The sequence below is a fragment of the Desertivirga xinjiangensis genome (genome assembly GCF_024436435.1).
Classification (GTDB): domain Bacteria; phylum Bacteroidota; class Bacteroidia; order Sphingobacteriales; family Sphingobacteriaceae; genus Desertivirga; species Desertivirga xinjiangensis.
In genome coordinates this window covers 653,465-671,443 of sequence record NZ_JAFMZP010000001.1, presented here as the reverse complement: position 1 = coordinate 671,443, position 17,979 = coordinate 653,465, and the positions used below count along the sequence as shown (strand labels likewise).

19 protein-coding genes and 1 tRNA gene are annotated in these 17,979 nt (G+C 38.8%); 5 read left to right on the top strand and 15 right to left on the bottom strand.

From position 1 onward, the window contains the following. Positions 1 to 327 precede the first annotated feature (327 nt). The gene (locus J3P37_RS02770) at positions 328 to 1,590 is read left to right on the top strand and encodes a phage integrase SAM-like domain-containing protein (RefSeq protein ID WP_256009468.1); all 1,263 of its coding nucleotides are present in this window, start codon (positions 328 to 330) and stop codon (positions 1,588 to 1,590) included. 60 nt (positions 1,591 to 1,650) lie between these two features. Next, positions 1,651 to 2,895 (top strand): phage integrase SAM-like domain-containing protein, encoded by a 1,245-nt coding sequence (locus J3P37_RS02765; protein ID WP_256009467.1) that lies wholly within the window; start codon positions 1,651 to 1,653, stop codon positions 2,893 to 2,895. 28 nt (positions 2,896 to 2,923) lie between these two features. On the opposite strand, the gene J3P37_RS02760 is transcribed toward J3P37_RS02765, so the two are convergent. Beyond that, positions 2,924 to 2,998: transfer RNA gene (locus tag J3P37_RS02760), tRNA-Arg, on the bottom strand. A 257-nt stretch (positions 2,999 to 3,255) separates the two neighbouring features. Between J3P37_RS02760 and J3P37_RS02755 the strand changes: the two genes are divergently transcribed. The 3 genes from J3P37_RS02755 to J3P37_RS02745 all read left to right on the top strand — a co-directional run bounded on the left by J3P37_RS02755 (position 3,256) and on the right by J3P37_RS02745 (position 5,992). After that, entirely contained in the window at positions 3,256 to 4,425 is a 1,170-nt protein-coding gene (locus tag J3P37_RS02755; RefSeq protein WP_256009466.1) for a DUF5623 domain-containing protein, read from the top strand. A gap of 144 nt (positions 4,426 to 4,569) precedes the next feature. Further along, positions 4,570 to 5,157 (top strand): hypothetical protein, encoded by a 588-nt coding sequence (locus J3P37_RS02750; RefSeq protein WP_256009465.1) that lies wholly within the window; start codon positions 4,570 to 4,572, stop codon positions 5,155 to 5,157. Positions 5,158 to 5,221: 64 nt separating this feature from the next. After that, a complete protein-coding gene (locus J3P37_RS02745; RefSeq protein WP_256009464.1) occupies positions 5,222 to 5,992 on the top strand; it encodes a hypothetical protein in 771 nt (256 codons plus the stop codon). A 29-nt stretch (positions 5,993 to 6,021) separates the two neighbouring features. Here the strand turns inward: J3P37_RS02745 and J3P37_RS02740 are convergent, their stop codons facing one another. The 14 genes from J3P37_RS02740 to J3P37_RS02680 form a co-directional block, all read right to left on the bottom strand. Next, the gene (locus J3P37_RS02740; RefSeq protein ID WP_256009463.1) at positions 6,022 to 6,279 is read right to left on the bottom strand and encodes a hypothetical protein; all 258 of its coding nucleotides are present in this window, start codon (positions 6,277 to 6,279) and stop codon (positions 6,022 to 6,024) included. A gap of 264 nt (positions 6,280 to 6,543) precedes the next feature. Next, positions 6,544 to 6,813, bottom strand: a complete 270-nt coding sequence (locus J3P37_RS23015) for an AAA family ATPase (RefSeq protein WP_369414043.1) — start codon at positions 6,811 to 6,813, stop codon at positions 6,544 to 6,546. Positions 6,814 to 7,296: 483 nt separating this feature from the next. Next, on the bottom strand, positions 7,297 to 8,148 hold the full coding sequence (locus tag J3P37_RS02735) for a hypothetical protein (RefSeq protein WP_256009462.1): 852 nt from the start codon (positions 8,146 to 8,148) through the stop codon (positions 7,297 to 7,299). 55 nt (positions 8,149 to 8,203) lie between these two features. Continuing rightward, positions 8,204 to 8,971, bottom strand: a complete 768-nt coding sequence (locus tag J3P37_RS02730; protein ID WP_256009461.1) for a DUF4099 domain-containing protein — start codon at positions 8,969 to 8,971, stop codon at positions 8,204 to 8,206. A gap of 54 nt (positions 8,972 to 9,025) precedes the next feature. After that, a complete protein-coding gene (locus J3P37_RS02725) occupies positions 9,026 to 10,993 on the bottom strand; it encodes a type IV secretion system DNA-binding domain-containing protein (protein ID WP_256009460.1) in 1,968 nt (655 codons plus the stop codon). Positions 10,994 to 10,999: 6 nt separating this feature from the next. Further along, on the bottom strand, positions 11,000 to 11,836 hold the full coding sequence (gene traN, locus J3P37_RS02720) for a conjugative transposon protein TraN (protein WP_256009459.1): 837 nt from the start codon (positions 11,834 to 11,836) through the stop codon (positions 11,000 to 11,002). A 10-nt stretch (positions 11,837 to 11,846) separates the two neighbouring features. Further along, complete coding sequence (traM, locus tag J3P37_RS02715) at positions 11,847 to 13,043, bottom strand: conjugative transposon protein TraM (protein ID WP_256009458.1); 1,197 nt, start codon at positions 13,041 to 13,043, stop codon at positions 11,847 to 11,849. A gap of 2 nt (positions 13,044 to 13,045) precedes the next feature. Further along, positions 13,046 to 13,429, bottom strand: a complete 384-nt coding sequence (locus J3P37_RS02710; protein WP_256009457.1) for a hypothetical protein — start codon at positions 13,427 to 13,429, stop codon at positions 13,046 to 13,048. Next, positions 13,407 to 14,027, bottom strand: coding sequence for a conjugative transposon protein TraK (gene traK, locus J3P37_RS02705; RefSeq protein ID WP_256009456.1), 621 nt, complete (start codon positions 14,025 to 14,027; stop codon positions 13,407 to 13,409). The genes J3P37_RS02710 and traK overlap by 23 nt, the downstream gene beginning before the upstream one ends. Positions 14,028 to 14,070: 43 nt before the next feature. Further along, entirely contained in the window at positions 14,071 to 15,210 is a 1,140-nt protein-coding gene (locus J3P37_RS02700) for a TraJ family protein (protein WP_256009455.1), read from the bottom strand. Between the two features lie 2 nt (positions 15,211 to 15,212). Beyond that, the gene (locus J3P37_RS02695; protein WP_256009454.1) at positions 15,213 to 15,989 is read right to left on the bottom strand and encodes a hypothetical protein; all 777 of its coding nucleotides are present in this window, start codon (positions 15,987 to 15,989) and stop codon (positions 15,213 to 15,215) included. After that, positions 15,986 to 16,657: a hypothetical protein gene (locus J3P37_RS02690; RefSeq protein WP_256009453.1), complete on the bottom strand. Its 672-nt coding sequence runs from the start codon at positions 16,655 to 16,657 to the stop codon at positions 15,986 to 15,988. The genes J3P37_RS02695 and J3P37_RS02690 overlap by 4 nt, the downstream gene beginning before the upstream one ends. Further along, entirely contained in the window at positions 16,654 to 17,310 is a 657-nt protein-coding gene (locus tag J3P37_RS02685) for a hypothetical protein (protein ID WP_256009452.1), read from the bottom strand. Before J3P37_RS02685 ends, J3P37_RS02690 begins: the two co-directional genes overlap by 4 nt. Then, positions 17,307 to 17,969 (bottom strand): hypothetical protein, encoded by a 663-nt coding sequence (locus tag J3P37_RS02680; RefSeq protein ID WP_256009451.1) that lies wholly within the window; start codon positions 17,967 to 17,969, stop codon positions 17,307 to 17,309. Before J3P37_RS02680 ends, J3P37_RS02685 begins: the two co-directional genes overlap by 4 nt. Positions 17,970 to 17,979: the final 10 nt, after the last annotated feature.

Genomic DNA, 17,979 nt, shown 5'->3' with positions numbered 1-17,979 from the left:
AAAAACCTAATATCCCTAATTACGTGAACACGCTCTAAGATGCTACAAAACCGCATCAAAAGAATTTTAAACAGCCAGGTGATTGATGGTGGATAGAAACGAAAAGTGCTCCCGAAGGGATTCGAACCCCTATCGATGGTACCGGAAACTCACATTCTATTCCGTTTTCTCGATTTCTAAATTCTCGGTGAAATCAGAAAATAGCGGACATTCCTATCAAAAAAGCACATTAAAGCTTTCCTTGTAATCTTTTAGCTTTACTTCTTTTTCAAACTTTTTTGCTAAATTTATCGTTATTGTTTTACAAATGTTTTACAAATCCTACCTATGTCAACTACCATTAAAGCTGTCGTCTTAGGGCATCACAAAAAAGGTGATGGAACTTATAATGTAAAAATAAGAATTACCCATCAAAGAGTAAGTCGCTATCTGAATACCAACCACTATGTCACTGATAAGCAGTTAAAAAAAGATTTGTCCATAAAAGATAACATCCTATTAATGAACTTAGACAAGATCATTAATGGCTACAGAAGAAAAATCAGTGAAATAGAGGACAGGCTAGATTATTTCGATTGTAAATCCCTTGTGGAATTTCTGAAAACAGCAGATGAGAAAATTGATATAATAAGCTTTGGCAGGAGCTACATAGACGAACTAAAGAAAAGTGGCAGAACTGGAAGCGCAGCTAACATTGGAAAAGTAGTAAATAGCCTCGAAGATTATTTTGGAAGAGACAAAATTAGCATTACGGAAATAACTGCAAAAATGCTGGAGAACTACGAAAGATTTCTCCGGTCAGATAGAGAGCTGATCAGAAAGCACCAGAACAAGAAGGAGTTTAAAATTCAAAGTAAAGGCCTATCTGATGCCGGATTGCATAATCACATGCGAGACTTGCGTTTGCTATTCAATGTGATAAGAGATCGGTTTAATGACGAGGATTTAGGGATCATAAAAGTAGCTCACTACCCATTCAAAAAATACAAAATTAAACCTCCCGCTGAAACCAGAAAAAGGAATTTAGATATTGATGCTATTCTCAAAATTCGCGATCATAATACAGAAGATAAAGATTCTCGGGTAACATTGGCAAGAGATTTATTTGTGTTATCCTTCTACCTGTGTGGAATAAACTCGGTGGATCTTTATTATTTAAACGAAAGTGATCTAAATAACGGACGTTTAGAGTATAATCGATCAAAAACTAAAGGCAAAAGAAAAGACGGAGCTTTTATAAGCATTAAAGTAATTGCAGAAGCAGAGCCTATACTAAGTAAGTATTTAGGTAAACTTTCCAGTCGATATTCTACTGCCTCAGGTCTTGCTACAGCTCTTGGCTTTGGCATGCGTAAGCTCCAAGAGCAGCTTAATATCTCTGAAGTGACCTTTTACTGGGCGAGACATTCCTTTGCAACCATTGCCAGAAATAAATGTAGAAAATCTAAAGATGATATTGCATTAGCATTAAACCATGTTGATGAAGGTAGAAAAACCACAGACATCTATATTGAAAAAGACTGGAAGATTGTTGATGAAGTTCAGGAAGCGGTAGTTGAACTTCTGAAATTATCAACTAGGAGTGCCTAGCAAACTTTATTGGTCGTTCACACAAGTTTTCCTAAAATATTTCACCCTAACCGTTTTAAAATGTCAACCACTATAAAAGCAACAATCCTTAAACATCACAAAAAAACAGACGGAACGTATAATGTCAAAATCCGTATCACTCATAATAGGATGTCAAGATACCTTGATACTAACCATCATGTAACGGATAAACAGCTAAAGAAGGATTTATCAATTAAGGATAGTGTAATCCTTTTGAGTTTGGATAAGACAATAAACGCCTATAGAAAAAAGATAAGCGAACTCAATGATAGGCTTTATTCTTTTGACTGCGATGCACTTGTTAAACACCTTACAGCTAGGACTGAAGAAATAGACATCATAGAATTTGGGAGGGCTTTTTACGGAAGATTAATAAAAGAAGGAAAACCGGGTAGTGCAGGAAACATTAGAGCTGTTGTATTTAGTCTAATTGATTTTTTCAAAAACGATAGTGTTCCAATAATTAACATTACCTCTAAAATGCTAGAGAATTACGAGAAGTACTTACGCACCGAGCGTAGCCTTACTCGCAATATTCCAGGCCGTAAGTCCTATATCATCAACAGCCCTCCCCTTTCGGATGCTGGTTTGCACAACCACATGAGAGATTTAAGACTTTTATTCAATGCGGCAAGAAATTATTATAATGATGAAGATCTTGGAATTATAAGAGTACCAAACTATCCATTTAAAAAATACAAGATTAAACCAAGACCAGAGACTAAGAAACGTAACCTTACAATTTCAGAAGTTTTAAAAATTAAAAACTTTAAGCCAGAAATGGTTGATGGGCGAGTTGAACTAGCCAAGGACCTCTTTATGCTGTCACTATATATGTGCGGAACTAACTCCGTTGACTTTTACTACCTGACAAGATCAAATATTGTAAATGACAGACTAGAATATAAAAGAGCAAAGACTAAGAGTAAGAGAAAAGATCAAGCTTTTATAAGCTTAAAAATAGTCGATGAAGCTAAGCCGTTAGTAGCGAAATATGTCGGTATACTTTCAGAACGTTATTCTACCCACACGGGCTTGTCTACAGCTTTGAGTTATGGCATGAGGAAACTACAAAAACTACTTGAAATTGAAGAAGTAACTTTTTACTGGGCTAGACATACTTTTGCAACGCTTGCGAGAAACAAGTGTAGAAAAAGTAAAGATGATGTTGCTTTGGCTTTAAATCATGTAGATGAAGGGACTAAGGTAACAGATATTTATATCGAAAAGGATTGGAGTATTGTCGATGAAGTACAAGAGGCAGTTGTAAAGCTATTTAGATGAAAGAAGAGCTTCGCTGGGAGCTCTTCTTTGGTGTTCCCGGAGGGATTCGAACCCCCATCAGTTGAACCGGAATCAACAATTCTATCCATTGAACTACGGGAACAGAGCGACAAAGATAGAAGATTGATTATGTAAAAAAAATAAAAAATTACAAGTCACTCTAACGCTTAAGAAATTTTAAGTGATGTCTATATTAATGGCGATCTTTTCTTATATTTGTTTTAAGCTCTAAACGGGAGCTTGACATTCGTCTTTGCAAAGCTGTTTAAGCACCGTTTTCAACCAAATTTATTGAACGCTTATTCTCGTTTCGGGAAGCGGTAGGCGAATGACGTTTTTCTAGCGAGTTTAGGAGTATCAATGAAAGTCAGAACAAACGTTCCTGATCCGGAGCGCATTAAACGTCAAGCAAAAAAATTACGTAGAACGGTTGAGATGTCCCATATGGAGGCATTAAATCAAGTTGTCAGGGAACATGGTTTTGATAATTGGAACAATTATCAAAACTGCCAGCCAACTAAATCCAGTGGGAAACATGAGATTAAAAGACCCGCAATACCCGCGACTTCCGCGTTAGATTATTATAATGTAATTACCGGTGCTATAATCGATCAACATCCAAACCGAAAGATGTCTGTTAAGAGACATAAAAAAGTAGGAAAATTAATTAAAGAGGTAATGGATGCCGTCGAATATTATAAACGAGCAAACAATGCTATCTTTAGCATACGATCAACTCTCGAAACATGGTTGGGAAATGAATATAACGAACGGGAATTGCCTACTGAAGAATTTAACAAGATTTACCTAGGTCGCAGTGGGCACGGCTTTGAAACTAGTCCTTCAAATACAAGGAAGGCAACACTGAAACGAAACTTAAAGATAGCATGGTCTATTCTCCTACAGTCTTACCATGATTGCAAACCTATGGAGAAACTTGAACATCGTTTTAAATTAGCATTTAAGGCTTTAGACAATTGGCCTGCTAGACTCAGAACTCCTATTTTTTACTATCGAGGTCAGCTAAGACCGGGTACCTTAGTGCGTATAAAAAATGGAAAAAACACGTTGGGTATCGTATTTCACCATGATTATAGGAGGAAACTTGTTGAAGGGTATTCTGACGGGGGAATTTTTCATGCTGCCCGCCACGAAGTAACTATATTGAAGAATCAAAGTACCGCTCGAAATTTCAAACCTATGCGACTTTACCTTCCTTATGGAAAATGGAGATGCGAGAGTGGCAAAGAGGTTTTATTTAACCGAGACTACTCTCCTATTTGGGAACGGTCTCCCAAAGGACGAGTGCGGGTTATATCCCCTAACAAGGAAATAGATTTCCTCGAACAGGAATTCTTCTATGATGATCGTTCGGCGCCCTATTATAACAATGAAGTAACTTTGCAGCGCTGTCAGTCAATTTTGATGGAATGGGGTGTGCATGAAAAAACACCTAAAGTTCTCAACATGTTGACCGAAGCATTGTCAGCTGGAGATGTTAGACTGCTTAGTCCTAAAGGTGTGTCTTAAGATCACTTCAATGCTAAAACTTAAAGAGCTCCACTTCTAACAAGTGGAGCTTTATTACTCATTACAATTGGAAATTATTATGAGATAATTATCTTTACACAATATAAACAGGGGCGCCACCTGGATAAAAACTGGTTATTTTTTATGGCACGTAAGTTTCCAAAATTCTTATGGACCAACCCGGACAATTCCAAGTCTGAAGGTCCATTTCTTATTCATTCCCAAGAACCACGCTTTATTGCTAAACCTAAGTTTACAGAGCAAAGATTTATGCACGAAGTTAGCATAATTGAAATGTGGGATGATTCTTGTGGGCCTTTTGACCCTCAAGTTGAGGAAATAAAAGAAGAAATTATTAAGTGGTTTAATTATTCCGGTAGAGGTACTTCTATTCATCCGGATGACAAAATCATTTGGGCCATTTCCAAACTCCCCTTTCTAAAGGATAATGAGACGGAGTTCTCCGTTGACAATGCCCGGGAATTAATTAGGATTCTATTTCCTTCACAAGCTAAGACAATTTATCAGACAAGTAGTTCCTATACCTTCAAGCACTTATTCGAGCGGATTAGCAGTTATGTCTCAAAGGGCCGTTACAAGTATTGCGGGAATGATACCATGATAACGGCATTCGAACTTGAAGGATTCAAGCTGAGAATGGATGGTCCTAATGCCTACATGAACTTGTTACCACAGGAAGTAGAAACAGCGAGAACATTATACCGCGGTTAGGATGGCCTTTTCTATTGACCAGAGATATTTAAAGCATATCAGTTTTTTAGAACCTCCAGGATGCATGAGGGAAATCCTCCTGCATCCTTTTCAGAGAGACCATTGTATTGAACTAGCCTTGTTTCAAGAGCATCGGTTTGCCTTTTACTATTGGCTAAAATGGACTAATAATTTACTTACTGAAATTCCTTCTTTAATCAGCTATGACTGGCACCAGGACCTGGCACCGCCTTACAAAGATGAATTGGAAGAACTTCAGGAGCTCGATACAACTAACAGGGCGGAGGTTGCTTTGTATACGTGGGCGAAGCTGTCACATTTTAATGATGTTCAAATTAGGGCTGCACTTCTGCTTAATAAATTAAAAGATGTTTACGTCATCTGCAGACAGGACGTCGGAAGAAAAGCGAAAGAAGAGATTAGGGACATCTATGGAAATGTCCATACGATCAATATATTTAGAAGCACGGAGGCCTTCGATGCTTATGTACCTTGCATAGAAGACCAAAAGGTATATTTGGATATTGACTTAGATTTTTTTACGTTCGGAAATCCGACGTCTGGAAAAAGCCCTTTCAACACTAAAGGGTACACTTATATGAAACAGGCTGCGATTAAGGAGCTTTTTTCGGCAAACAGTGAAACTCTGAGATGGATACTGAGACGTTTGGCAGGCTTTACAATCGCTACTGAACCAGAGTTTTGCGGTGGTCTGAAAAAATCCAATTACTTCCTCGGAATTTTGGATAACATCTTTTTTACACCGTCACTATTTCATAGGGACTTGCGTGGTGATGGAACCAAATGGAGGCAAGAAATAATTGACGCGCTATAGATTTTATAAAACTGGCAAACAGTGAAGGCTTATTCTTCAGCGCCATTATCGTCCAAACCCTCCTTTCCATTCCTAGTATAAAATCTTTTGATTATTTTAATTTCGTCTTTAAAACCTTTTTTGTCCAGCAATTCCATTAGTGATTCTCTTTCATACCCACAATTTAATTCTGCAGACTTAAACTTAGAAGTGTTCATCTTCGTAATGAATTCTTTCCCGTCTTTATAAAAATTAGCACTGGTTATATAAACTGCTTTCGGAGTCTTTCCCTTCTTTATCTCCGCCATGTAATCTTTAAACGCAAAAGGTAAGGTCCTCCTAAAAAACCATTTTAAAGAAGATTTTCTATCGATATCGCCAAGAGGAATATGTGCACCCGAATGATATCCTTTCAGTTCTAAAAAAATGATTTCAGGAGGATGTGAACTGTGGATAATATAATCAAACTCATATGTTTCCTTTTCTCCTATGTCATTTACTCTAGATATGATTCTTGACCTTTCAATATGGGAGTTAGGATAATTCTCGTCAATAGTGGGTACATCAGAAATTCAAAAAGAGCACCTCGGAGTCCTTTTAACGCATCTTCCTGGCCTGCTTGTGTAATAGATGTTAATATATCTTCTATTGTTCTCACTAAGCTCATTTTTCAAGTACCTCCCATGTGAGAGGCCAGAAAGAGCCAGATGTATTGCTTCGAGAATTGTTGATTTACCTGCTTCATTATTTCCAACTAAAATATTCAACCCAGCATTCAGCTCAAGGATGGAAGTTTCTTTAAAACATTTAAAATTTGTGATTTTTACTTTACTGAGATGCATGATAAGCGAATAGGATTTGCAGATTTAAATTTAGTAAAAATCGAAGAATTTTGAACTCCTTGGCTAATTTCATCTCCTAGAACTTCGACGAAGTTCTCCTTCCTCGTAGTAAAGAAACAGTCTATCTAACTAGATTTGGATGTCATTTCCATTTTCACTATCTTCATAATACATCATCGCCTATGAAAACCGTCATCCTCTTTTGCATTATTTGCCTCACCGCCACAGGAGCATTTTTATCTGGAATAAGCTCGCATAATCTTTTACCTGGCTTTACTACAGGCTGGTGTTTATGGCTCTTATTCTTTGTCTATATCTTCAGAAAATCAAGAAAAGCTGCTCAAAGGAAGGTACAAGAGAGATATTTCAGTGAGTATTATAGGCATCACAGAAATATGAATTCATGATTTGCAATAAATAAGAAAACCGCCACAGCCTCTTCAGCTGTGGCGGTTTTGCTAACACACGTAGGTGCTACCATTGTTAACGACCAACCTTCTTTTGTTGACCTTCTTCATGTTTTAGATCTGCCTGATGCTCTGAGCTATTCTCAGTAGACCTTGATTGTTGCTTAACTCGTACTTCTTGCGTTGAAGCAGAATCTTGCCATAATCCAGAAGCTTCATTCTTTTCTTTTGCCAGTTCCGGCCAAATGTGATAATCTCGAATGGGCAATAACTTTTTGTCAAATAGATTCACCGCTTTCATCTCGGGATTAGCAGCAATGTAAATTGAAGTCTTTTTACCTTGGAGTTGCAACTCCCCTGCCGCCAAGTCCCCCTTCTTTAAGCGATTGATAAGCTCTTCTTTCTTACTTTCATCGGCCAACTCCTTTACGGGATACTTGGCAAGGCTCTTCTCCAAATCGTAACCGTAATTAGGATAAAAATACCGGAAGGGATGGTTCCCTTTAGCGTCCTTAACATTGAGGTCTATTTTTGCCCAGACGTTAACTTTTTCCGATTGATCATCCCTTCTCAAATCCTTATTAACCGACCTTCCTGAAAGCAGGTTATAAGCTTCTTTAGCTGTAATCCATGGCTTGAATAACTGTTCTCGAGGAGGCGTGTCAGGTTTATTTAAAACAGCTTTAAAATCATTAAGAAAATACATGTCACTATTCTTGCCTTTCGCGAAATTGACCTCGTAAGCAATATGCTCTGCTGCTCCGGCATTTTCTTTTGATGCTCCTGGAGGTGTTACTGTATTGTTTAGACCCAACTTAAAGGCTGGCATTTCATTTCTAATCGCGCTTTCAAGCACCTCATTAAGCTTATCCCCAAAGCCCAGATATTTAAGACTTGACTTAAGGTACTCAAGATTTTTCTCGTTCATAAAATCAAAAAGATAAATGGTAGAAATAGATAGACTGGTAGAATGATAGCTTGAGCTATCTGGATGATGTCCTGGTGTAGCCTCTGCTATATTGCTTACTTTCTAGGTTTTCCGAGACTGAAACTTTTGGATCTTTAGCAAGTTCGAATTCACCTTTCTCGCCACTATCTCGTTTAAGGATATCCTTACCGGTAAAACTGTTTATGCCACGTAGTAGTAAGTACGAAACGCCGCCATCAAGTAAAACTGATAGGGTGAGAGCGGATCGGTCGGATAGCACACCTTTCTTCTCGCCTGCACGATGTTGAATGGAGGTCCCGTCCTCTAACTGAATCATCTCCCCTTTTTGAAAGGCTTCAATCTGATCATTCCGTAATTTTTTACTATTAATTGAATATGGAGGGATGACGTCCGCAGGGTCGTATGAGAGGAACTCTCGTGTTTCAGAATCATATTCAATAATATGCTTCTTCTCAACGCCGTGATCTTTGAAATCCTTTTCGATATGAGATAACTCCCCTTTGATCAATTTCTCAGCTTCAACCTCCGTCAGCAGCGCATGCTGATGGGCTTCTTTATAAATGGGATGAATTAGTACATCTACTTTATTACTTTCGTTCCTAACCAAAGATAGTTTGGCGTCAAGAGAATCAATAGTGATGCCATCCGAACTTAAATTTTTCAGTTTGACAAAATCTGTTCTCCGTCCGGCTAGCAGAGCTTGCTTATCATCCTGATTAAGGTTCAATGTGTCACCATCAACTAGTCCTAATCGTCGCAGCTCATTTAGCGGCAGCTCGCCTTCTTTAAATGCTTCTTTCATAAGTTAATATTTTAATAATGAATAGATAAATAAATTGATATCGATACAGCCGGATTAATTGAAGAGATTTGCAATTTCCATAACCTCTCTATTAATCCGGTCAAAATTCCGGCTTAGTATTTCTGATTTCCTACCTTGAAAGTCGTAGTAGACTGGCAAAGAGGGATAATTTTTCTCTTCTACTCGTATTGCTTCAAGGTCAAGGTTTAAACGGCAGTGAACTGCCGAGGTAGAAAAACGCCCAGTATATCTTTCTTCAACGTCATGAGCTAATAGCCCTACGAGTTCTCCCGCTTTTAAGGAAGCTATTTTTCCTGCAGGGATAAGTGGTTCAAGCTTTTCATTTATGGAAACAGAGGTTCTGGTTCGATCAATGCTTAATCCCTCCCCTTGTTGTTTAATCTTACCAAAAAGACGTTCCAGCCATTCCAGTGTTTCCTTACTCCGGACTGAACCAGCTAATACATTTCCAATAACGGAGGTTATTGTAGAAGCAGTGTCCTTCCCATATTGCTGCTTAAACTGAGGCAACTCTTGCAGCCCTAATAGAACGGCTACTTTATTACTTCTAGCAGTAGCTATCAGATTCTCAATTTTATGCATAAATAAGGTTGGTACTTCATCGATAATCAAAGCTGTCGGATTATTCCCCTTTGAGTTCACCAACCTTGTTAGCCGATTGATAATTACCGAGTAGCAAGCTGAATTGATATTTTGAGTAGCCGGATCATTTGCCAGAACGAGGCTTGAAGGAGTCGCAGGGTTACTGATCTTCAAATCGAAATCATCGCCGGAAAACACCCAGAATGTCTCCTTTGTAGCCATACGGCTTATAAAAATCTTGAGGGTCCCTACCTGACCTTCCAACTGCTCAAATGCCCGTGAATTATAGGCAGTTTTAAAAGGAGATAGAAGGGATGACAGCTCTGGCTCGGAAAATAGTGTATTAAATATCATTTCGTAAGACAGATTTAAAAAGGCTAGTACATGCGGAAGGCTGCTGTACTTCCCCTTATCATACCTGCTAAAGAAATAGATACATGCTGCCAAGAAATTGACCGCAGATTGAGTAAAGAATTGATCGCTCCCGCCTGATTTGTCCCCTTTTTTCAAAGCTTCTACCAAAGCCTCAGCCGTTTCAGATGCATCTGCTAGGCTTGATATAAATTCGCTCTTCCAGGGATTTATTCGTCGGCTCTTTTCAACCTCAATTAAGTTTATAACATGAAACTCATGCTTGCTTTCAAAGTTGTCGCTCTTCGCCTTCAGAAAGTGGGAATACGCAATGCTAGCCAAATCCGGGAATTTGAAATCGTATATACATAGGGAGAAGTTCTTAGCAGACAATTGTCGGATGAAGGTGTTAACCACCCCAAAGGATTTCCCCGATCCAGGAGTTCCGATTAACAACGTTCCTCTAAATATATTGTCCAAATTTATCCAACCATTCCGCACCTTACCCTTATAGTAAAAAAGCATAGGGATATTCACAGATGAAGGCGTTAAGACTGGCTTTACTGGCTGCAGAAATGCTTCCTCCTCAACATTCCATTTGTCCTTACCTAATTTCGAACTAATAATTTTACTGATATTATCCATTGAGATATGAACCAGAATAGCTCCCAGGAACGAAGAAAGAATATATACCGCCTCATATAATACCCCATTTGCGGTTGATCCTTTTGCCTGAAAGTACAACCCGGAGAAAAGGATGGCAAGACCAACGGTGAGCGGATAAATTATACTCGTTTTAGGATCTAGATCCTTCTGTTTTCTACTCAAAGTACCAATCGAAGCCAGGAAGATCAGGAATAAGGTAAACAGTTTGCTATTGAGCAAACTATGGTAAAATGGAAGTCTGGAAAGCCGGTAGCTAAAATCAATCAACAATCGACTGGGTAAGTGTTTAGTAAGGACATTCCCTTCCAAATAAAAGAATAAAAATATCTCGGTAAGTACATGGAAATAGATATAACACTGGAGGAAGCGGAGCAAAGCTTGTTGTCCTTTGGTTTCTTCCATTATTTACTAGTTTGGCGGTAGTACATCAGCTTCCAAAATTTCCTTATAAGGTATTTTGAGTTGGACATTCCTCCCGGAAATTTGCTTTTCGGTAAGAGAAACGTTTAGGATTTTACTTCCAGGATAAGTGAATTTCTTAAACACGAATACGTTACGATAATATCGCTTGAACTTTGAGTTTGGGAACAAGGAAAGGACTGGAGTAATTTCGATTGATTGAGAATTTGTCGCTTTTGTTATTTTCTTATCTTCGATTTTAAAACGCGCTTCGTCAATTTGAAATGGGAGATTAGTTTTATTAGAATAACTTACATCTAGAAAAATATAGTCTCCTACAGAATAGACCTGGTTCAGCTCAGCTTCAAGTTTTTTATGAGATTTTTTTACAATAGGTTTATCCCGTCGATTTCTGAACACCTCGTATGCATACCTTTTAAGTGTAGATGAGGAAAGTTCTATCCGATCTATATCCAATGGAATTGTTTTATCAGGCGTAATTTCTATTCTCGTTGGTAGCGTATCTGTAATTCCTCCCTTATAACACACTTGGTATTGAGTCAAGTAGGATTCTCCGGCGATAGTGATAACAACATTGCCCGGGCTAAAAGGCCACTTCGAGATTGAATCAGGACGGGCACGCAGCCGGAGGATATTTTTTAAAGGGAGATCACCGACAATTTCATTACTGGAAATATCTACATATTGTATGGATTCCGGCGAAATGAAATGTAATGTAGAATTTGGATTAGCTTCCACTAAAGGAAGTTTTTCTAAAGGTCTTGTCTGAGCAAACAACCCAAACACGGCAAAAAGCAAACTGAATGTTAAGACGATACTTTTCATGGTAGGTGATCTAATAGTTCTTTTGATTATTTTTTAATTCGGCGGGATCGACCAAGAAGACTTGTGTGTTGTATTTTATTTCCGCCTTGTTCTGCCTTATCAGCTTAGACAGAGCCGCGGAAGAAGATTGAAACACCTTCTGCATCAAACTCATAAAAAGCTGACTATTATTTTCGATCTGATTCTGAAGGTTTATTCCCTGAACAGAACTGTTTCCAAGTTCCTTTTGAAATTCTCTAAATGCTGATGCCGGCACAAAGAGTCCAGGCATTCCATCCCGATCATAAATCTCCAGCTTAACAGGCAGGATAAGATTATTTACAAGTATGGAATTTATAGTGAGACTCACCCTCTGAGCATTGAAACCAGAAATCTGAGCATAGAGATAAGTCCCTGATTTAACAACTACCCTTCCCACCAGTAAATCTTCCAGTAAGCGAATTCTAAGTCGTGAGCCAGCGTACCCTTTTATATCTTCGTCGACAATAGCGGTGATTAGTGAACGATTTTCGTTGGGCCTAACAGTATTGAAAGCTTGCAATCCTCCTTCATACTTTTTAACCGCCAGTACCTTCTGCTCCTTTTTTTCTTTTTCAGCCAGTTCCACTTGCCGCTTCCTTGCCTGTTCAGCTTTAAACTCAGGATCATTCGCTTTTCCCATACTGTCTATCAACGCCATCTGCTGCCGAAAAACAGCCATTGGATCCTGTTCTTGAGCAGAAGCTTTTAGCTGCTTGTTTTGATTCATTGCTCGAAGCAGTCGTGAAAGCTCATTATTACCGCTGCTTGTCGAGTTATTTCCATTGCCGTAATTCATTCGCGAGCCTTTCCGGCTTGAATAACTTTCTTCAGTTCCCCATCTTGTTTTAATAGACTGGTTAATAGAGTCTAAAAGCCGCTTTTCCTTTTGGCTTTCTAAGTCTGGTAGCGGCGGATCTTTTGAATGCTCATCTTCTTCGATCTCACCTAAGGCAGATAACCCATCACCATCTTTGTACCTTTGCCGGAAGGTCGCTAACTTATCTTCGAGACTTTGCTTCTTGACTTCCTCGGAGACATCCGAGATGTTCTCCTGTAGGGCCACCTTCTTGTTCTTTTTTTCCTCCGGCTTGTCAAAATTTCCTTTGTAGAGATAGAAAAAAATGAAAATAAAAGGCAGCACAATGACTGGCAGCACGTACTTAGGCTGCTGAAAATTAATTTTCATAGCTAACGATATTTTTTAAAAGTGGATTGGATAGAGTGTAATTGGTCGATCGATGACCTGAGTAGCAGAGTATCAGCTACTGTTACTGAATCTTTTGCTTTTATAGCGGAAAGCTGTGACTGAAGATTTATTATTTCTATCAAGGAGGTAAAAGCGTTTATTGGAACATCTCCTCGGGCAAAAGGAAATTCAATTTTTTGTTTAGCTACCGAAGATTCTGTATGAGGATTAACGAAAAAAGACATATAGGCGGATACAAGTAAAACCGCTAACATAAGGCCAATAATCAAATTCTGCTTATTCTGGGTTAGGTTTTTCTTTAGTGGAGCAAACGCCCCTCCAACCTGGCTTGTTAATTTTGATTTAAAAGTTAGTTTTGGGCACATTTTCCAAATCTTTGTTTTCTAGAGTTTTCCAATTAATAATTAAAGTGGCATGAGGATTATTATCCGACCTGACTTCCAAATCTTTCAGATAACCTTCAGTGACAAGTGATCTTGTAATAGTCGAGCTTCTGCGATCAATTTTTTGTTTGCCATAGTATCTGAAATATTTCCTGGCCTCGTTGAGATAAATAGAATCAGTGGTAATGGTAAGTATAGCACTTGAAGATAGGATAGAATTAAAATACCCTTTCTCCTTCAGGTTGTTGTATTGCATAATGCCACTTTCGTCTACAAGATACATTGCCCTCTTCATTTGATATTCGATGTACTTCTCATCTGGAGTTAGAGAAAAAAAGAGCTGATGAAACTGATTTATATGGGATCGATATTCTGCAGCCCGGTTCAACTTGACATCTACCTGTTTAACCAGCAAAGGAATACTGTTAGCATCTAATACATATACCGATTTTCGGGCATCAGCAATTTGACGGAAGGAGAAATAAGAAACGATGGCTACTATAAGCAGAGAGACAAATATGCTTCCAGCCGAGACAAAGGTAGCCAGCCGAATTTTAGATTCGATGTTTTTTATAATCATAGGAGTTGTAGGGACAATGAAATAAATTTAATTACGAACAATATCACTTCATCATTTTGGCACCAATCCTCGTCAAATTGGTTGCGCCTCTGCTAAATGAAGAAACAGCACTGGATATTCCGGAGGTAGATATAACCCAGGTGCTAATACTGGGAACGGTTAGCATTGTCAAAGCACCAATAATAAAGGTTCCTATTACTATTCCAAAAGAGAAAATACCGTTACTGGCGAACGCTCCTAACTTTTCCATACTTGCTCCCGTCGTATCAACCAGCTCTTTATACCTCGTAATCTCAGCTTCCATTGCATAATGCTGCAATAGCGACGAAACATATAATACTAAAAAAGCGATGCCCGAATACAGATTTACTGAAACAAAGCGAGCAATCCATGCAGTAAATGAATCTCGGAATGCCGGAAGAATACTAACAGCAACGCTAAAAGGTCCGAGAATTATTAAAATGGTTGAAAAGATGATTTGAATGATAAAAATGAAGTAAACGCAAATCCTTAAGATCCACAACGCAATAGTCTCCAGCAAGGACGTTGCAAATAGTTGAAGACTTATTTGCATTCGATTTCGAAGATCTATAATAGGATTCCAAACATCGGCAAAGCCTTCTTTTACTGAGGATTTTACTGATTCCCACGCATTTTCATACCAAGTATCCGCTTCGTGCTTGGCGACTTCTGTTTCCGCTTGCACTTTAAATAATTGATCCGCCAACTCAGCCATCAGTTTAGCTCGTTCCAGTCTTAAGGCATCTACATCAGATTGACTATCCTCAAACATTTCTTCCGTTTGTGCCGCAACCAGATCGGTTGGCAAAGCCACTAGTTTAATAAAGCTTCCCCACCAAATAATAATCATTGCTAACCCAAATGGTCTTAACAAAGGCATTACTTCCAGCTTTTTGTCCCCAGCAATCATCTCATATGATCTAATACCAAAATAGATAAGCATGAAAATTGCGGCCAAAGCTTGAGCATCTGCGATAAAGGAATCATAATGAGTCCATACAGTTTCTTTCATCGCCCTTAGAAAGTACATCATACCTTCTTCATAAACAGTACCTCCTTGTAGAAAGCTGAAGGTATCTTTGTAAGAGTCGGAGGCTGCAACCGAAGGCTGATTAAGAAAAAAACCGGCAACGCCGGTTAAGGATTCAAGAGTCAAATTCATACTTACAACTTTGATTTGGATAAAATAGAATTAGCTATATCAATGTCCGACTTCTGGAAATCAGCTCTGGAAAGACTGCCTTCCTTCCCCTTTAGATTCTCATGAATTCTAAACAGATTGAGTTGCTTTCTGGCGTTCTGCTTTTTGGCTTCCCAGGCTGCTAACAACCTTCGATAATCCTTCAGGATTCGATGGTAGGAAATAATCCTAGATCCTCGATCAAAAATAGAAGACCTGGCCAAGTTCAGTCGTTCTTTTAAAATATCAATTTCCTCCAGATACCAATTCAAGCCTCCGTTTCGGGTTAAATAAACCTTAACGTCTTCGCCTGCTCCGTTTAAGACATCTTCGGAAAAATCAGTCAAGGAGCTTAGCTCAGACTGGTAGTACATAAGCCACAAGGGATCAGCATCCGAAAGTAGCGGAGAATAATTCACCGCCTCAGAAATAGCGGTTGTACTTAGCGTATCAGACTCTAACTTATACTGCCTTGCCGTGTTTGCCATTGCGGTTAATAAAGCAAGTCTTTGAGTTTGAGGTCCGACCGGCCCCAAGGGTCTTTTATCCGTCTTCGGGTAGTCTGGATGTAGTCCCCAGGTAAGCCAGTACAGAGGATTTAGTCCCAGGAATCCTTTATCCGGAATAAATTTATCTTTATCCCACTGCTTATAAACCATCCTCTCCTGTTGGTATTTAATCGCCTCATCAAAGATGAGTCTCTGTGCAAAAAGATTAGATACCTGGAGGCATAAAATGCAAGCGCCTAATACCTTTTTCATAAGTTACTTTTTAAAATGTTTTTATCGCGGAGTATTTGGTCGATGAGATATTTATCCCTGTTGATAAAATTCCGGTAGGGATTTGCTGCCTGCAGGATTCCATTTACTTTTGCCCAATACATAGATTTATTGACACTATAGCATAAAGCTCTCATTACTTTAAGCTCCAGAATAGTTTTATTTAAGAGGGCATCCCGTTTCTCATAATTCAATAGGACATCATCCCCTTCTTTGAGGACGATCTCAGATACTTCAGTAACAAGTCTTACTCCTCTGGACTTCAGTTGCCGTGCAGACTCTTCTGCAAACAGCAAGAGATATGGTTCATTACCGGCTGTTTTTAACATCCTACTACCTTCCTCTACAACTTCAGCAGAAATTTGCATAACCTGCTTAATTTGCAGTCCACTTCGTAAAGCCTGATCAATTTGTGTCAGAGATTTCCTAATCATCGATTGTACGAGAATTACAGAAGTGAGATTTAGATTGATATCGTTCAAGCTCCTATCAACGGTCTTCAAATTATTATTATAGTTCATTTCGGCGATGTACCTTGAAATACCGTTTGCAGTCACCGTTTTAAAATGGCCTTCATCAAAAATTACTACCTGGGCTTTGATTGAAAGAGATAGCACAATAGCTGTTATTAGAATACAAAGCGCTTTCATAGATCATTTTTCAAGATTGCTACCTTGTTCATAATACCTTTCACAAACTGTTTATCTTTATTCACAAACTGCCGGAATGGGTTCGGCTCACTTTTGCGATTGCGATTAATGAGACAAATGGAAAGTCCTTTTGAAGTCCCGGATATCTGATTCAGTTCGTCGATCACATGCTCAAACAACTCCTTTCTATCACTTACCTTCATCTGGTTGATATCACCCACACTGATAGTTAAGGCAATCAAAAAGTTAAAAAGAGACTTCGCTCTTTTGATTAAGTCAGCTTCAGAATCAAGGGCAATAGGAAGTAGCAATGGGTCTTTCTCGGCCTCCTGAATAATAGTAGCCTGGTGCCTTACAATGTCATTTACGATTGGATCTGCTCTTACACCTACTTGAGCGGCATCAATTACAACACCCAGAAAATGAAACCGTTGCTGGAGCTCCCGGTAACGACCTTTAAGTTTCCCCAACTTTTGCTTGTTCAATTCCTCCGTCGCAGTCACTTTCGACTGGCGATCCCTTGCTGTTACTTGCTTACCGTGCTCCTCTTTGTTTTCGCTCACCAGCTGGTGCAGCAGTTGCACGTTAATCTGGCACCATCCCTTGTTAATCACGAGAAAGGTGCAAATAAATAGAAAAATACAGTATTTCATCGTTTGAGATATTTCGCGTTTCGAACTATATCTTGGGCAATTCTTTTATCCAAGTTGATATATTTCGCGTAAGGATTTAGTGAATTGAGAACTCCTCTTTGTTTAGCCCAGAACATAGATCTTTGCATGCCATATGCGATACCTCGCAGTATCATCAAGTCGTTCCGGATTCTATTTAACAGCTTAGCTCTTTCACCTGAGTCCATTAAATTATCCTTTCCTCCAAGCAACACAAACGAACTTACTTCTGCGGCTAGGGCTGTTGAACGACTTTTGAATTCCTTCGCTCCCTTTTCGGCAAATAATAGTAGTGCTGGATTTCCTGAAGAATATTGAATTGCTTTATCTACGTCGTCTACTATGTCCAGGCTTATTTCGTAGATATCTTGTACAGCAAGTAAGGATTTTACTGCGCCTGCAACTTCACTTAAACCCTTATAAAGCTTATCCTGAATCTCATTTACGATAATTAACTGTCCCGTCACTGCTAACTGCCCTTTCTGGATAAGTGTAAGATTTTCATTAGTCTTGTTCAACTGGCTATTGATAATGCCAGAATGGGCAGCCATAGCTCCGGCAGTAGTTGGATCAAAATATATTTGTGCAGATACATTATGGCAAAAGCCGATTACAGCGACTGCAAGAAGATACTTTTTCATGCGTAAAGAA

Excerpts from the sequence above, each read along its gene's own strand:
- J3P37_RS02700 (WP_256009455.1), bottom strand. The coding sequence starts at position 15,210 with ATGAATTTGACTCTTGAATCCTTAACCGGCGTTGCCGGTTTTTTTCTT.
- J3P37_RS02750 (WP_256009465.1), top strand. The coding sequence starts at position 4,570 with ATGGCACGTAAGTTTCCAAAATTCTTATGGACCAACCCGGACAATTCC.
- J3P37_RS02730 (WP_256009461.1), bottom strand. The coding sequence starts at position 8,971 with ATGAAAGAAGCATTTAAAGAAGGCGAGCTGCCGCTAAATGAGCTGCGA.
- traM (WP_256009458.1), bottom strand. The coding sequence starts at position 13,043 with ATGAAAATTAATTTTCAGCAGCCTAAGTACGTGCTGCCAGTCATTGTG.
- J3P37_RS02735 (WP_256009462.1), bottom strand. The coding sequence starts at position 8,148 with ATGAACGAGAAAAATCTTGAGTACCTTAAGTCAAGTCTTAAATATCTG.
- J3P37_RS02770 (WP_256009468.1), top strand. The coding sequence starts at position 328 with ATGTCAACTACCATTAAAGCTGTCGTCTTAGGGCATCACAAAAAAGGT.
- J3P37_RS23015 (WP_369414043.1), bottom strand. The coding sequence starts at position 6,813 with ATGCATCTCAGTAAAGTAAAAATCACAAATTTTAAATGTTTTAAAGAA.
- traK (WP_256009456.1), bottom strand. The coding sequence starts at position 14,027 with ATGATTATAAAAAACATCGAATCTAAAATTCGGCTGGCTACCTTTGTC.
- J3P37_RS02680 (WP_256009451.1), bottom strand. The coding sequence starts at position 17,969 with ATGAAAAAGTATCTTCTTGCAGTCGCTGTAATCGGCTTTTGCCATAAT.
- J3P37_RS02765 (WP_256009467.1), top strand. The coding sequence starts at position 1,651 with ATGTCAACCACTATAAAAGCAACAATCCTTAAACATCACAAAAAAACA.
- J3P37_RS02755 (WP_256009466.1), top strand. The coding sequence starts at position 3,256 with ATGAAAGTCAGAACAAACGTTCCTGATCCGGAGCGCATTAAACGTCAA.
- J3P37_RS02685 (WP_256009452.1), bottom strand. The coding sequence starts at position 17,310 with ATGAAATACTGTATTTTTCTATTTATTTGCACCTTTCTCGTGATTAAC.
- J3P37_RS02710 (WP_256009457.1), bottom strand. The coding sequence starts at position 13,429 with ATGTGCCCAAAACTAACTTTTAAATCAAAATTAACAAGCCAGGTTGGA.
- J3P37_RS02725 (WP_256009460.1), bottom strand. The coding sequence starts at position 10,993 with ATGGAAGAAACCAAAGGACAACAAGCTTTGCTCCGCTTCCTCCAGTGT.
- J3P37_RS02690 (WP_256009453.1), bottom strand. The coding sequence starts at position 16,657 with ATGAAAGCGCTTTGTATTCTAATAACAGCTATTGTGCTATCTCTTTCA.
- J3P37_RS02745 (WP_256009464.1), top strand. The coding sequence starts at position 5,222 with ATGAGGGAAATCCTCCTGCATCCTTTTCAGAGAGACCATTGTATTGAA.
- J3P37_RS02740 (WP_256009463.1), bottom strand. The coding sequence starts at position 6,279 with ATGGCGGAGATAAAGAAGGGAAAGACTCCGAAAGCAGTTTATATAACC.
- J3P37_RS02695 (WP_256009454.1), bottom strand. The coding sequence starts at position 15,989 with ATGAAAAAGGTATTAGGCGCTTGCATTTTATGCCTCCAGGTATCTAAT.
- traN (WP_256009459.1), bottom strand. The coding sequence starts at position 11,836 with ATGAAAAGTATCGTCTTAACATTCAGTTTGCTTTTTGCCGTGTTTGGG.